The organism is Anaerobacterium chartisolvens (assembly GCF_003337415.1).
Classification (GTDB): domain Bacteria; phylum Bacillota; class Clostridia; order Acetivibrionales; family DSM-27016; genus Anaerobacterium; species Anaerobacterium chartisolvens.
Map to the genome: position 1 here is coordinate 130,082 of NZ_QPJT01000005.1, position 17,491 is coordinate 147,572.

The following is a 17,491-nucleotide window of genomic DNA, read 5'->3' on the forward strand; positions in this document are numbered from 1 at the left end:
AGATGAAAGAAGATATGGATGAACAGCTTGATCAGATAGCGATAATTGGTATGGTTTGCCGTTTTCCGGGAGCTAAAAATATTGATGAGTACTGGAAAAATTTATGTGAAGGTATTGAATCCATAACTTTTTTTTCAGATGAAGAACTGAAAGATTCCGGGGTTGATACCTCTTTTATTGAAAATCCGAATTATGTTAAAGCAAGACCAATTATTGAAGGTATTGAAAATCTTGATGCTCCGTTTTTTAAATTGAACCCAAGGGAAGCTGTTATGCTGGACCCGCAGCAGCGCATATTCCTGGAAAGCTCGTGGCAGCTTATGGAAAACGCAGGTTATGACCCTGAAAGGTTTGACGGAAGAATCGGTGTCTATGCAGGGTCGGATACAAATACATACCTGCTCAATAATCTATTGTCTAATAGTGACATGATAACTTCGGTAGGTGTAATCCAGAGCAAAATGAATGATAAGGATTACCTAAGCACACGTGTTTCATACAAGCTTAACCTCCGTGGCCCAAGCATATCGGTCCAGACGGCATGTTCCACATCATTGGTAGCAATACATCAAGCCGTAGAAAGCCTTTTAAGCGGGGAATGTGATATGGCTCTTGCAGGTGCCGTATCAATAGGAGTTCCTCAAAAGGCAGGCTATCTTTATGAAGACGGGAGCATTGTTTCTCCTGACGGACATTGCAGAGCTTTTGATGCCAAATCCCAGGGAACACTTTTCGGTGATGGTATTGGCATTGTCCTTTTAAAGAAGCTGGAAGATGCACTTAAGGACGGGGACAATATTCATGCAGTAATACGAGGCTCTGCTATTAACAATGACGGAGCTTTGAAGGTAGGTTACACTGCACCCAGTGTAACAGGGCAGGCTTCGGTTATAAGAGAAGCAATAAGTGTGGCGGGTATAAGTCCTGAAACAGTGACTTATGTGGAAACCCATGGAACTGGGACTGAAATGGGAGACCCCATTGAAATTACAGCCCTGACACAGGGTTTCCGATGTAATGCTAAAAAAGGCAGATTCTGTGCCATAGGTTCGGTAAAAACGAATTTCGGACATCTTTCAACAGCTTCAGGAATGGCAGGGTTTATAAAAACCGTATTGGCACTTAAAAATAAAAAAATTCCTCCCAGCTTGCATTTTACAGAGCCAAATCCGCAAATTGACTTTGAAAACAGCCCTTTTTATGTCAATAGCGAACTGAAGGAATGGAACACCGATGGTATTCCAAGGAGGGCAGGGGTCAGTTCATTCGGAATGGGCGGGACCAATGTCCATATTATATTGGAAGAGGCTCCAAAGGTCAGACCTTCGGGAATCTCAAGGGCAGTACAGATGCTTGTCCTGTCTGCGAAGACTGCGGTGGCACTTGAAAATGCGACTGACAATATTTCTACTTATTTAAATGAAAATCCTACGGTAAATCTGGCAGATGCCGCATATACTTTGCAGATAGGCCGACAGCCTTTCAGTTATCGCAGAGCGATAATTTGCAGCAGCTGGGAAGATGCATTGGATGCCATTGAAAAAAAGGATTCCAGACGCGTGCTGACAGGATATTATGAAGGAAATCCTTCACTTGCATTTATGTTTCCGGGGCTTGGTGAACAATACCCGGGAATGGCAAAGGAACTATACAGGGATGAACCGGTATTCCGAAAATATGCCGACCGCTGTATGGAAATATTAAAAGAAACTGTAAAGGTTGATTTGCGTGAAATACTTTTCCCAAAAGAGATACAGGTAAACAAAGCTGAGCAGAAATCGGATAGCGTATCCCAACCCGGAGCGTCAAGGACTGATTTCCGAAAACTACTCAACCGGGGAAATGAGGTTAAGGATGAAGTAGCCGAAAGACTGGACAGACCATCGCTGGGATACCCGGCTATTTTTATTATAGAGTACTCTTTAGCCCGGATGCTGATGGAGTGGGGGATTTACCCACAGGCAATGATAGGACACAGCATCGGAGAATATGTAGCGGCCTGCCTGGCGGAAGTATTTTCACTTGAGGATGCATTAAAGGTGGTCAGCATTAGGGGCAAAATGATTGAAGAATTGCCTGGAGGCTCCATGTTAGCCGTTATGCTGCCCGAACAGGAACTAAAGACATATTTGGTAAAGGGCGTTTCCATTTCAATTATAAACGGACCTGCATCGTGTGTAATTGCAGGAGGGATAGAAGCTGTCAACAAGATGGAAAGCTTGCTTTTATCAAAGGCGATTGCATGCCGTCGAGTTCAGGCTACCCATGCTTTCCATTCTGAAATGATGGAACCTGTTATGGAAAGCTTTGCAGGTATTATCAGTAATATAAAACTCCAGCCGCCAAAAATTCCTTATATCTCAAATGTAACAGGTACGTGGATTGAACCCGGACAGGCGGCAAGCACCGAATATTGGGTCAGTCATTTACGTCAGCCTGTTCGTTTCTCCGATGGCATTTGTGAGCTTTGGAAAGACCCAAACCGGGCATTATTGGAGGTCGGACCGGGGCATATGTTAAGTACCGTATCGGTACAGCATCCGGCAAGTAAAGGCAGAGCCGAAAGGGTAGCCTCTACTCTACGGAGCTACTTCGACTTGCAGTCCGATATGCAGCAGCTGTTAAGTGCCATTGGCAAGTTGTGGCTGCTTGGAATACAGGTAGACTGGCAGAAGTTTTACTCAGAGGAAAGGCGGCTTCGGATTCCACTTCCGACGTATCCCTTTGAGTATAAGCCCTATTGGGTTGAACCCGGTGAAAATACCAAGGTACCTTCAGCCTTGCCGGGAAGGAAGAACGAGATTGCGGATTGGTTTTACCATCCTTCTTGGAAACGTTCAGTGCTGCCCGATGTAGAAGGATTCAGTGTGCAGCAGGCTGATGAAAAATACTGCTGTATGGTATTAAAGGGCACAGGAGAAATAGGAGATAAAATTATCAATCGTCTGGTACAAGATGGGCAGGATGTTGTAATTGTAGAGGCAGACAAAGCTTTTTCCAGAGCCTCCGGCAATGTATACACTGTGAATCATAAGCAGAGTAAGGACTATGACCTTTTGTTCGGGGAGCTTGCAGAAACGGGCAGAGTACCGAAAAGAATCCTTCATCTCTGGAGTATAAATAAAAATATTTCTACAGTTTATGATAAAGAATTATTCGAAGAGACTCAGGCACTGGGACTTTACAGCCTGTTTGAAATGCTGCAAAGCATGGAGCGAAAAGGTATTAATCAGCCATTGGAAATTGTCATTATGACAAATGGTCTATATGAGATAACGGGTGAAGAGGAGCTGAATCCTGAAAAGACTTGTATGGAGGCCTTTACCAGGGTGACCCCACAGGAATATCCCCATATCACCTGCAGAATAATTGATGTTGTTCCGGATAGTTTGGAAAAAGCATATATAGACCTGATAATGAAGGAATTTGCACTAAAAAACGTTGAACCAGTTGTGACATACAGGGGGAGATACCGTTGGGTACAGACCTTTGAACAGGTCAAGCTCCAGGAACCAATAAACAAAGAAGGAAAACTTCGTAATGGCGGAGTGTACCTCATTACTGGCGCGCTGGGTAATATCGGATTTGCCATATGCGAATTCCTAGCCAAAAGGGTCAAAGGAAAGCTTATCCTGCCAGGTGCTGGCGATGCATATTCCATTGGAGACAAACAGCGTGAAGAACTGAGTAATCAGGAGAAAAATATAAAAATGATAAAGCACCTTGAAGAACTTGGTGCGGAAGTAATGTTAATAGAAGCGGATATTGCCGAACCGGAGCAAATGAAGGACGTAATTGCCCGAGGAATTGAAAAGTTCGGTCCTGTTAACGGTTTCATTCATGCTGCAGGGACAGAGGATGAAACCTTATTTCAATTGGCTGCAATGGTGGAATTGGATGATATTAAATCCCACTTCCGAAAAAAAATATACGGCTTGTATTGCATACAGAAACTTTTGCTTTCGCAAAAGCCTGATTTTTGCCTTTTAAGCTCTTCCTTATCGACAATTCTGGGAGGGATGGGCTTCTTAACCTACGCTGCGGCAGACCACTTCCTTGATGCCTTTTCCAAAGAGCAGAACCGGATAGGCAGCTTACGTTGGATAAGTATAAATTGGGATGCATGGCAGAAGCGTGAGGAAGTTCAAAATACCGAAATTAAAACAGAGCTGGCAGCTTTAGCTCTTTCTCAGGATGAAAAAGAGCAAGTATTGAACCGGATTCTAGCATCAGGTATCGGAGGTCAAATAACCGTTTCAACGTTAGATTTGCCGGACAGGATTGAGGAAGCCTGCCAAAGAACCCTCGAATTCCATGATACATTATACAAGGACAATATTATGCTATATGAACGGCCGGATTTACGGACCGGATTTATAGCTCCCCGTACAAAGACCGAGCTTGAAATAGCGGAGGTTTGGCAGCAGGCTTTGGGAATTAAAAATATAGGCATAGAAGATGATTTCTTTGAACTGGGAGGAAACTCCTTACTTGCCGTAAGAGTTATTTTTCAAATCCGCAAGATATTCAATGTGGACATTTCAATGGCTAATTTAGCTAAACAACCGACAGTAGCTTTCCTTGCAAACTACGTAGATACGGTAAAGTGGCTTGCAGGGGAATATCAAATGACTTCCGGAACAGACGAGGCTGAAAATTCCGAAATGTGCTGGGAGACGGTCGAAATTTAGGGATAATTACCAAATTGGTATTTAATATAATTCCCGGTTGTGCTAATGGACGGCTTAAACATTACTTCCCGTTTTTGAAAACAAAATATCTATATATAACGCACAAAAGTTTTTTCATTTATCCTTTTGTGCGCTTATATTACCTTAAGTATTATTGCGAAAATCCAATTGATTCCTTGTGAAATCATTTTCGCAATTTATCTGGAAACAAAGGATTTTTGGAGGAAAATTACGGGAAGTTATTGTTGAAACGTGCCTTATATTCACAGCTGTAAAAATCTTCAGGAGGGAAAAGATGATTACCACAACAGTTATTGAGCTATTATCACGCTTGAGAAGTCTTAATGTAAAGCTCGAAGTCGATGGCGGCAGGCTGCGTTTTCACGCTCCCATGGGCGTATTGACTCCAGATCTTAGAGACGAGATTATGTTGCAGAAAGAGGACATAATAAAATTCTTAAAGGAGAGCAAAGGCACAATCCAATTGCCTCCGATAGTACCTGTACCGGAGGATAAATACCAGCCGTTCCTGCTTACCGATGTCCAGCAGGCAAACTGGATCGGACGTACAGGAAACTTTGAGTTAGGAAATGTTGCTACCCATCTTTATGTTGAGTTTGAGGATGTAGGATTGGAGCCGGAACGCCTTGAAAAGGCATGGCAAAAGCTGATACAGCGTCATGAAATGCTGCGTGCGGTCGTAAGGCCTGATGGTCAGCAGCAGATTTTAAAAGAGGTTCCTGCATACAAAATGGAGGTTCTTGATTTGTCCGGAATGGAGGCTGATGAAGTAAATATCAGGCTTCAAAAAATCCGAGACACACTCTCTCATCAGGTACTTCCCTGTGATAAATGGCCATTATTCGATTTGAAGGTTTCTCTTTTGGATGACAACGTGGTAAGGCTGCATATAAGTATCGATTTAATGATTGCCGATGGTCACAGCTGCCAAATACTAATAAAAGAATTTGCACAGGTCTACCAGAATCCTTTGGTGGAACTGCCTCCTCTGGAGCTTTCATTCAGGGATTGTGTACTGGCTGAAGCAGAACTGCAAAAATCGGAAGTTTTTCAGAATTCTTTAGAGTACTGGAGGAAAAGGCTGCCCACATTGCCGCCTGCTCCGCAGCTGCCGTTAAGCCGTCATCCGAGTACGCTTACCCACCCGAATTTTGTCAGACGGAAGGGTAGATTGGACCAAAAGACATGGAAATCAATAAAACAATATGCATCCAAATCGGGATTAACCTTATCGGCAGTAATAATGAACGCATTTGCACAGGTGCTTGCGGTATGGAGTAAAAACCAGGATTTCACAATGAACCTTACACTCTTTAACAGACTGCCGCTGCATCCGCAAATTAATGATATTATCGGTGACTTTTCGTCTCTGATTTTTCTGGCAGTAGAAAACGGAGGACAGGGAACCTTTGAAGAGCAGGCACGCAGACTTCAGGAACGTTTGTGGGAGGATATGGACCACCGATATGTCAGTGGAGTTCGTGTAATGAGAGAAATGGCCAAAATGCGCGGAGCGCAAATGGATACCATGACGGTTGTTTTCACAAGCGAGCTTGAAAATACCGATGAATCGGTATTTATCGATCAGAAAAACAATGAAGCTCAGGAAGATTCCACAGAATTGGTGGAAGTTGTTGGACTTGGAAAGGAAATCTACGGCATAAGCCAAACGCCTCAGATTTGGCTGGACCATCAGGTAGCTGAAAGAGGCGGAGCTCTTTTCTATAACTGGGATGCTGTTGAAGACCTCTTCCCAGAAGGGCTTTTAGACAGTATGTTTAAGGCTTACACCGATGTGCTTCATACTTTGGCAAATGATAGCGGTGCATGGCAAAAGAATTCCCGTCAACTTATTTACAGCTATGTATCACAGCTCTTGCCTGAAAATGATAATTCTTCGGCAGTCAAGCATGCGACAGGGGAAATGCTGCATACATTGTTTACACGACGGGCATCCTTACAGCCAGAACAGACAGCAATTGTATCTTCTGGTGCTGTGCTGACATACAAAGAATTATACAGTAAGGCAAATCAAGTAGGACGCTGGCTTAAAGAAAAGGGTGCCGGGCAAAGCAAGTTGGTTGCCGTATTCATGGAAAAAGGATGGGAACAGACGGTTGCGGTGCTTGGGATACTTCAAGCGGGTGCGGCTTATCTTCCTATAGCATCCGACATGCCTCAGGACAGAGTAGAGTACATGCTGAAAAATGGTGAGGTTGAGTTGGCTGTTACTCAGCCTGTGACAGATGGACGTATTATATGGCCAGATGGAATAAAGCGGCTGGTAGTTGGAAGCAGTGAGATGGAAAAGATGAGCAATGAGCCCCTGGAGGTTGTTCAAAGTCCCGAAGACCTAGCTTATGTAATCTATACCTCAGGCTCTACCGGTAATCCTAAAGGCGTAATGATTGACCATATAGGTGCAGTAAACACTATTTTAGATATAAATCAGAGATTTGATATAAAACCGTCCGACCGCGTTTTAGCTATTTCGTCACTAAGCTTTGACCTTTCTGTATATGATGTTTTTGGAATTCTGGCGGCAGGCGGAACCGTTGTGTACCCGGATGCAAAGTTAAGCCGGGAACCGTATCAATGGTTAGATTTGATACAACGGGAAAATATTACGGTATGGAATACCGTTCCGGCCTTTATGGAAATGCTGGTAAACTATGTAGAAGGCCGCATGGACAAACTGCAGTGCAGTTTGCGCCTTATGATGCTAAGCGGTGACTGGATTCCGGTTACACTCCCGGGAAGGATAAAATCCTTAATAGATGGGGTTAAGGTAATAAGTCTTGGTGGAGCTACAGAAGCATCTATCTGGTCCATTATATACCCCATTGACGAGGTAAGCCCTTCATGGACAAGTATACCTTACGGAAAGGCTATGGTTAACCAGAGCATGCATGTACTGGACAATATGCTGGAGCAGCGTCCGGTATGGGTTCCGGGAAGCCTTTATATTGGCGGTATCGGATTAGCTAAGGGCTATTGGAGAGATAATGAAAAAACCGCGGACAGATTTATCATCCATCCTAAAACAGGTGAAAGGCTTTACAAAACAGGAGACTTGGGGAGATATCTGCCTGACGGAAACATTGAGTTTTTAGGCAGGGAAGATTATCAAGTTAAAATTCGCGGACACAGAATAGAATTGGAAGAGATTGAAGCAGTGCTTATGCAGTATCCGGCAGTTAAGGCCGGAGTAGCTGTGGTGGTGGATGAAGCTAATGGTACAAGACGCTTGACCGGTTATGTTGTGCCTGAGGCTGGACAAATTCTGGATGAAAATGGACTGCAGCGTTTCATGAAAGATAAGCTGCCGGAATATATGATTCCGGCCCCTATAATCACCTTGGAAGCTTTGCCGGTTACCATGAATGGGAAGATTGACAGGAAGGCCTTATCTGTTCCGGGATACGGGGAAAATAAAACTGAGAAAACCTATGTAGAGCCTCGCAACGAGATTGAAAAAGAACTGGCAGCTATCGTTGCCCGTGAGCTGGATGTTGACGAGGTAGGTGTATTAGATAATTTCTTTGACCTTGGAGGAGACTCCATTATTGCTGCCCAGGTGCTCACACAGATTTATCAGAAGTTCCATGTGGAGCTGCCCATACAGTTGTTCTTTGAAACTCCTACAGTGGAAGCACTTGCTCTCAAAATAATTGAAAATCAGGAGAATCCGGAAAACCGGGAGAAGTCATTGAATACGGCGGACGAACTGCCGAAAATAACTCCTGACCTTGAAAACCTGCACAAGCCTTTCCCTCTGACCGGATTGCAGCAAGCGTATCTGGTAGGCCGAAGCGATGCGGTTGCCCTTGGAAATGTTGCATGCCACACTTATCAGGAGGTTGATATCTCAAACTTTGATCTTGAAAGATTTGATAAGGCATGGGAAAGGCTGATAAACCGCCACGATGTATTGAGAACGATAGTGTTGACTGATGGACATCAGCAAGTTTTGAAGGATATTCCCCACTATGAAATCAAGGTGACGAATTTAAGAGGTAAGAAACCTGAATTTATTCAATCCGAACTTGACAGTATGCGTGAATATATGTCCCATCAGGTTTTAACAACACATGAATGGCCGCTCTTCGATATTCAGGTAACCAGACTGGACAATGACATTACGCGCCTTCATCTCAGTGTAGATGCATTGATTGCCGATGCGTGGAGCGTGGGACTTCTGACCGAAGAGGCATGCAGAGTCTATCAGGACATCGAAGCACCTCTTGCACCACTGGATATTACATTTCGTGATTATGTGGTAGGCTTGGAGGTTTTAAAGGAAACGGAGCTATATAAAAAGGCACTGGATTATTGGTATAAGCGTGTGGAAACCCTTCCACCAGCCCCTGACCTTCCTTTGGCAAAGAGTTTTACATCTATTTCACAGCCAAAGTTTGTACGTCGTGGAGATGAGCTGAGTATTGAAGAGTGGAACAGTCTTAAGGAAAAAGCGACAAAGGCTGGAATGACTCCTGCTGGAGCTGTTTTGGCAGCATTTGCAGAGGTTTTGAGGCTGTGGTGCAAATCACCGCGGTTTACTTTGAATATACCGCATTTCAACAGGTTGCCTTTGCATCCTCAAGTAGGCAATCTTGTAGGAGAGTTTGCGTCCTTCTATCTTCTGGAAGTAGACAATTCTACCGAGGGAAGCTTTGAGGAACATGCTATGCGTGTTCAGCGGCAGCTGTGGGAAGATATGAATAACCGTTATGTAAGCGGTGTAGAAATACTCCGTGAACTTGCAAGGGTGCAGAAGGGTTCTCCGCAGGTAGCAATGCCTATTGTATACACAAGTACCATAGGTCTAATTGACGCAGGAACCGGAGCATCGGAAAAATTCAATGAAGGGGATTCACCTCTTACCATGTTGGGTAATGTGGTTTACAGTATATCACAGACTCCTCAGGTATGGCTGGATTGCCAGATAGGAGAAAAGGACGGCGCCCTGACCTTTAACTGGGATGCTGTAGAAGAACTATTCCCGAAAGGCTTTCTGGATGATATGTTTGGGACATACTGCAAGCTGTTGAAGAGTCTGGCTAAAGGTGAAACTGCATGGAAAGGGAAAACAGCCCAGATGATTCCCGAGTGGCAGCTAAAGCAAAGGGCTTCGGTGAATGATACCGATACTGCTGTGTCGGATGAGCTCGTGCATTCACTTTTTGCTGCTCAGGTCACACAAAGGCCTGACCAATTGGCTGTAATCACCAGCGAAAAAACATTGACCTATCAGGAATTATATAGATATTCCAACCAGTTAAGCCATATGCTGCTTTCAGAAAATGCTAAACCTAATAAGTTAGTGGCAGTTGTTATGGAAAAGGGTTGGGAACAAATTGCAGCCATTATGGGAATTTTGCAGTCGGGTTCTGCATTCCTGCCTATTGACTCGGAGCTTCCAAAGGAGAGAATATGGTATCTCCTGGAAAATGCCGAAGTTGATGTTGTATTTACGCAAGCCCACTTGAACGGAATTATTACCTGGCCTGAAAATGTGAAGGTTATAATACTTGATGGTGAAGAAACATTCGATGGATGGAGCGACGAGCCTGTAGCAAAAGAACAAAGTCCTGATGATTTGGCATACGTAATGTATACATCAGGTTCTTCAGGATTCCCAAAGGGTGTAATGATTTCTCACCGCAACGTAGTAAATGTTGTTTTACATACAAATAAAGAATTTAAGGTAGGCCCGGACGACAGGGCTATTGCATTGACGACCATTCATCATGACCTGGCTATGTACGATGTTTTCGGTATGTTATCCTGCGGAGGTGCTCTGGTTATTCCTGATGAGGAATCCAGACTTAATCCTGCTCATTGGCTTAAACTTTTGAAACAGGAACAGGTAACTATATGGAATACTGTGCCGGCTTTGATGGAAATGATGGCAACCTATGCGGAAGAACAGTCCAGGGAGATTCCTGAATCCTTAAGATTAGTAATCCTAGGGGGAGACTGGATACCTGTAACGCTGCCGGAACGTATCAGAGCATTGGGTAAGAATGCCAATATTCTCAGTATCGGTGGACCAACCGAAACAACCATATGGAACATATGGTATCCTATCGGCAATATCGATAAGGATTGGACCAGTATACCTTACGGTAAGCCGATTGCCAATTCAAAATATTTTATATTCAATGAATTGATGGAAGATTGCCCGGTATGGGTACCCGGAGAAATGTATTGCTCGGGGGTACAATTGGCAAAAGGATACTGGAGTGATGAAGAGAAAAACAGTACCAGCTTTGTTCCGCACCCAAGGACGGGCGAACGTTTGTATAGGACGGGAGATATGGGACGGTATCTGCCCGATGGAAACATAGAGTTCCTTGGAAGGTCGGATTTCCAGGTAAAAATCAGAGGTCAAAGAATTGAACTTGGTGAAATTGAAGCTGTAATAGCAAAACATCCCAAAGTAAGGGCTTCAGCAGTTTCTGCCGTTGGTGAGCCGGGAGAAGACAAACGTCTGGTTGCATATGTGGTGCTGGAAAATGAGCAGTCTTCAGCAATGCAGGACAAGGAGCAAATGTTCCTCGATACATTGCCAGAGGATATCATATCCGACCCTATAGCCCGTATGGAGTTTAAGCTTAAACATTATGGGGAACGCCGGTTTGAAAGTGAGACTCCTTCAGTTGAACTGAAAAAACCCGAGCAGACCAAGGAGTTTCTCAACTCGTATATCGACCGCCGCAGCCATAGAAACTTCCTGGAAGAGCCTATTTCGCAGGAAAAATTCAGTATGCTGCTGAGTAGTCTGCTACAAGTGGAATTTGAAGATTTGCCATTCCCGAAATATCAATATTCTTCAGGCGGAGGTCTTTATCCTGTACAGGCATACCTATATATAAAGCCGGGAAGAGTTGAGGGAATAAGCGGAGGGGCTTATTATTACAATTCAAAAGACCATAAATTGATACTTATTAAACCCTTTGAGGAGATTGACGGTAGCCCTCATACCAAGAATGAACAAACATTTATAGAACAATCAGCTTTCTCAATATTCTTTATCGGAGAAAGGAAAGCTATTGAACCAATGTACGGAAATGAATTCAGCGACCGCTTCCTGAATATAGAAGCAGGTTTGATGGCACAGCTCCTGGAGACAAAAGCACCGGATTGCGGTATAGGACTTTGTCAGATTGGTATTGTAGAGCTGGACAGGGTGCAGGAACTTTTCAAGCTTGAAGAAAGCAATGTATTCCTGCATTGCCTAATCGGCGGAGGTTTTGACACAGCCCAGGATAAATATCAGGCTCTTGTAAAAGACTGGAGCGGATACCAAGTGTCCTTTATGTCCAATGATGAATCGGAAGCGGAAGGTTCGCTTATGGATATATTCATGGAATACCTGAGCCAGAAGCTTCCGCCTTACATGATACCGACTGCTATTGTTGTCCTTGATGAATTGCCGCTGACAGCTAATGGAAAAGTCGATAGGAAGGCATTGCCAATGCCGGATTCGGAAGAATTCTCAGGAGAGGCTGGCAGAGCCCGCAAATATGTGGCTCCTAGGACCCCGGTTGAAACTATGCTGGTTGAAATATGGGGCGATGTAATCGGTATCAAGAAAGTAGGCGTAAATGATAACTTCTTTGAACTGGGAGGACAATCACTGCTTGCTATGCAGGTCGTATCGCGTATGCAGCAGGTGCTTCAGGTAGAGGTTCCTTTGAGAATGCTCTTCGATACCCTTACCATTGCAAGTCTCGCTGAGAAAATAGAGGATATCATGAAATCAGGACGTGACCTGAAATCGGTGCCTCTTGTTCCCATACCGCGTGATGGAGAACTTCCGCTTTCCTTTGCACAGCAAAGACTGTGGTTCCTGGATAAGCTGGAACCCGGCAATCCTGCGTATAACGTAGTTGCGGCTACAAGAATGAACGGAAGACTTAATGTTGAAGCCTTGGAAAAGGCCTTTAATGAAATCATCAGAAGACACGAATCGTTGCGCACGATATTTATAACTGTTGAAGGTAGGGCTACCCAGATAATCAAGCCGGAATTAACCGTTTCACTGCCTTTGACTGACTTACAGTCCATGACTGAGGAAGAACGTGAAGCAGAAATACAGCGTATTGCCAAGGGCGAGGCTCATAGATCCTTTGACCTTGCAGTTGGGCCTCTGGTAAGGTGCCAATTGCTTAAGACAGCTGAGGAAGAGCATGTCTTGGTAATGTCAATGCATCATATTGTATCCGATGCATGGTCCATGGGGGTATTTATCCAGGAGATGGCATCTATAGCAAAGGCGTTTGATGAGAATCAACCGTCACCTCTGCCGGAGCTTAAAATACAGTATGCAGACTTTGCAAGCTGGCAAAGAAAATGGCTGCAGGGAGAAACAACTGAAACCCAGTTGGGGTACTGGAAGAAGCAGCTTGAGGGTGCATCGGGCATACTGAATCTTCCGACAGACAAGCCGAGACCAAAGGTACAGTCCTATGAAGGAAGCATTCAAACATTTATTCTTCCTACTGAACTTGTGGATGAATTAAAGGATTTCTGCCGCCAGGAGGGAGTAACCCTATTTATGGCGCTGCTGGCTTCCTTCAATGTAGCATTGTACAAGTATACCGGGCAGGAGGATATTATCGTCGGTTCGCCTATTGCAAGCCGAAGCAGGAGAGAGATTGAAGAATTGGTAGGCTTCTTTGTAAACATGTTGGCCCTTAGGACTAATGTGTCGGGTGAACTGTCATTTAAAGAACTGGTTACAAGGGTGCGCGAAGTAACACTCGGAGCATATGCCAATCAGGATTTGCCGTTTGAAGTATTGGTTGACGCTATGAATCTCGAAAGGGATTTGAGCAGAAATCCTCTGTTCCAAGTGGCATTCTCATTGCAGAACTTACCGGGAGAGCCTACAAAGCACTTCCAATTCCCTGAAATAACTCTTACTCCTATTGATATTGACCGTCAGCAAGCGCAATTTGAACTGACATTGACTATTATGGAAACCTCACAAGGCCTCAGGGGAACAATGGAATATAACACTGCCTTGTTTGAGGATGAAACAATTACTCGTTTGATAGAGCACATCAGGATTCTGTTGGAAGGAATCACCCGTGATCCGGGACAATGTATTTCAGAATTGCCGCTGATGCCTGAAGCGGAGAAACAGCAGCTGCTTGTGGAATGGAACAAGACGGATAGGGTATATTCCAGCAGCAATTGTATCCATGAGTTATTTGAAGCTAGGGTAGAACAAAGCCCAGACAGCATTGCGGCAGCCTTTGAAGAGAAGACACTGACCTACAGGCAGTTGAATGAAAAAGCCAATCAGTTGGCGCATTTGCTGCAGGAAAAGGGTGTAGGGCCGGAAAAAGTAGTCGGAATAATCACAGAGCGTTCGATTGAATCCATAGTGGGTATTCTTGGTATCTTAAAGGCTGGAGGATGTTACCTGCCGATTGATCCGGCATATCCAAACGAACGTCTGGAATTCATGCTTGAGGACGCCGGGGTATCAATACTTGTTACGGGGCAGCAGTTATTGGAAAAGCTTCCGTCAGCATATAAAGGTGAAGTAGTTTGCCTTGACAGAGATTCCGCATTAGTGGCTGCTAAGCCTTCTACAAACCCTAACAGCGGAGTGAAGCCTCAAAATCTGGCTTACATTATATATACATCAGGTTCGACCGGAAAACCGAAAGGTGTAATGGTAGAACATAAAGGCCTATGCAACTTGACAGAAGCACAAATAAGGGAATTTAACTTAAGTCCAAGCAGCAGAGTTCTACAATTTGCATCCTTAAGCTTTGATGCTTCGGTATCGGAGATATTTACAACCCTTATCAGCGGTGCGACACTCTTTATGGGTCAGAGAGAATCGCTGATGCCCGGACAGCAGTTGAATAAAGTAATGTCCGACCTCGGAATTACAACAATTACTCTTTCTCCTTCAGCATTGGTGGTATTGCAGACGGATGGACTTGAGGCATTGGACACCGTCATATCCGCCGGTGAAGCATGCTCTGCGTCGGTAGCAGAAAAATGGGCGGGTAAATGCCGATTCATAAATGCGTATGGCCCGACAGAGGGTACAATTTGTGCTACTATGTCGCATCTCAGTGACAACGGGGAAGAACCGGGAATAGGCCGTCCTATATCAAATGTTCAGATATACTTGATGGATAAGTATCAGAAACTTGTACCGATAGGTGTAGCTGGTGAAATATACATTGGCGGTGCGGGAATTGCGAGGGGCTATCTGAATAGACCTGAATTAACAGAGGAAAGATTTGTTCCAAATCCTTTCAGCAATGAGGATGGGGCAAGGCTTTACAAAACCGGTGACTTGGCAAAATACCTGCCTGACGGAAGTCTGAAATTCCTTGGACGTTTGGACCAACAGGTAAAGGTACGCGGATACCGTATAGAATTGGGTGAAATTGAGGCAGCATTATTGCAGCATCCTGATGTACAGAATGCAGTAGTTATTGATGATAGGAAGGCGCGTAATGTATCGGGTGAAATACCTGGAACTTCCGAAAGGCTTATCGCATACATAGTTGCAAGGCCGGAAAGAGAAATTACTGTGGACGTACTTCGCAGATACCTGGAGGAAAAACTTCCTGAATACATGATACCTACGGCCTTTGTGCCAATGGATGAAATTCCAATGACTCATAACGGTAAGGTAGACTGGAAGGCACTGCCCGAACCGAGCGGATTGAAAACAGAAAACTTTACTGATGCCAGGACTGAAACCGAAAAGGCATTGGTTGAGATTTGGACTGAAACCCTCGGGATAGAAAAAATAGGTGTCAACAACAACTTCTTTGAGCTGGGAGGACACTCACTGCTGGCTACGCAGATAGTATCCCGAGTCTGTGATGCTTTCCAAATAGAGCTGCCGCTGCGCAGTATTTTTGAAGCACCAACAATTGAAAATCTAGCAAGAATGATTGATGAAGGCACTTATAAAGAGGGGGCTGCTTCAATTATCGGAGAGCTTGAAGGTGAGGAAGGGGAGCTTTAAGCCACCCCTCTCCGACTTTGTTTTGCGGCTGATTTATTGGAGTCAGCCGTAGAATAAATAGAAAATCGAAGATATATGTAGTGTATTAGGAGGAAAAAATGATTGATTGCTTAATATTAGGATATAATGTATCGAATTTTCAGGATTATGTGACTATGGTACGGGCTATGGGAACAGATTACGGGAATTATAGGGACTTAAGATTCCATTTTGTTGAACACGAAGGAAAGCCATACAGGAGTATGGATATTTTAAATCACTTCCATTTTAAGGATAAAGTTCCGGGCAGCTATAAACCACTGCATAATGCTGATTTTATGTGGCCGGTGGTTCTTTATCTCGGTTCCTTTCTTTCAAGAAGAGGGCTGTCTTTTGACTATATTAACCTGTTTCAGTTTGAGAAAGAGAAGCTGAAAGAAAAGCTGTTGAATGAAGAAATCCTTACAATTGCAATCACTACGACCATGTATGTGACTCCGCACCCTATATTGGAGATAATATCGTTTATAAAAAAATATAATAAAAGCGCGAAAATAATTATCGGCGGTCCTTATATTTTAAACAGCACCGGAGGAAGTTCTACTCAGGCTGAGATACAGAGGGTCTTCAAGTTTATAGGGGCAGATTTCTACATTGTTAACACAGAAGGTGAAACTGCACTAGAGAAAATCATAAGGGCTGTTAAAAACAATGGGGACTACAGCGAGATAGACAACATTTACTACAAGAGTGATAACGGGTTTATATTTACTAAGGCCTCAGAAGAGAATAATTCATTGGAAGAAAACCCGGTTGACTATAAGCTTTTCTCTAAAGAGAGTCTGGGTGAATATGTATCGCTGAGGACTTCAAAGTCTTGTCCTTTTGCTTGTACATACTGCGGTTTCCACGAACGTGGAGGCAAATACAAATTCCTGGATGTAGCACATATAGAGAAGGATTTGAATGCACTGAGGGACATAGGCTCGGTAAAGATGCTGACATTTATTGATGACACCCTGAATGTTCCTAAGGACAGATTTAAAGAGCTTCTTCGCACAATGGTTAAGAACAAGTATAACTTTAAATGGAACTGCTTTTACCGATGTGATTTCCGGGACGAGGAGTCTTTGGAACTGATGAAGGAAGCAGGCTGTGAAGGTGTATTCCTTGGGGTAGAATCGGGAAATGAAAGAGTATTGAAAAACATGAATAAGGGTGTACGCCCCAAAGATGTTTATGAGATGATACCCCGCTTTAGAGAACTTGGAATTGTGACCCATACCAATTTTATCGTTGGATTTCCAGGAGAAACAGAGGAGTCGGTGCAGGACACAATAAACCTTATTCAAGAGGCTAAACCAGACTTTTTTAATGCCCAGCTATGGTATTGCGACCCTATAACTCCCATTTATAAAAAGCGAGAGGAATATGGAATAAAAGGTTCGGCTTTCCGGTGGACCCACAATACAATGGATTGGAAAACTGCATGCGACTTGCTGGAAAAGGTGTTTATGACGGTACACAATTCAAACTGGCTGCCTTTGGACGGGTTTGCTTTTTGGAGCGTTTTCTATCTGCAAAGAAGGGGAATGACACTTCCGCAGATAAAAGAGTTCTTAAGATTCTTCAGACTGGCTGCTGGAGACCAGTTGAAGAATCCTGGCAGAAACACTATAGCACCCGAACTTATGGATGATTTCGTTAAGAGCTGCCAATTTGGGAGCGGCATCGAATAAATTTTTATAGTCGTAAATGAATATTCTACAGTTAGAGATGAAAAAAT

General features: G+C 43.9%; 3 protein-coding genes. All 3 read left to right on the top strand.

Going from position 1 to position 17,491, the window contains the following annotated elements; all coding sequences use genetic code 11:
- The first annotated feature begins 2 nt into the window (after positions 1-2).
- Positions 3-4,691, top strand: a complete 4,689-nt coding sequence (locus tag DFR58_RS05985) for a type I polyketide synthase (RefSeq protein WP_114296898.1) — start codon at positions 3-5, stop codon at positions 4,689-4,691.
- 295 nt (positions 4,692-4,986) lie between these two features.
- Entirely contained in the window at positions 4,987-15,726 is a 10,740-nt protein-coding gene (locus tag DFR58_RS05990) for a non-ribosomal peptide synthetase (RefSeq protein ID WP_114296899.1), read from the top strand.
- A gap of 98 nt (positions 15,727-15,824) precedes the next feature.
- Positions 15,825-17,444, top strand: a complete 1,620-nt coding sequence (locus tag DFR58_RS05995; RefSeq protein WP_114296900.1) for a PhpK family radical SAM P-methyltransferase — start codon at positions 15,825-15,827, stop codon at positions 17,442-17,444.
- The last annotated feature ends 47 nt before the right edge of the window (positions 17,445-17,491 follow it).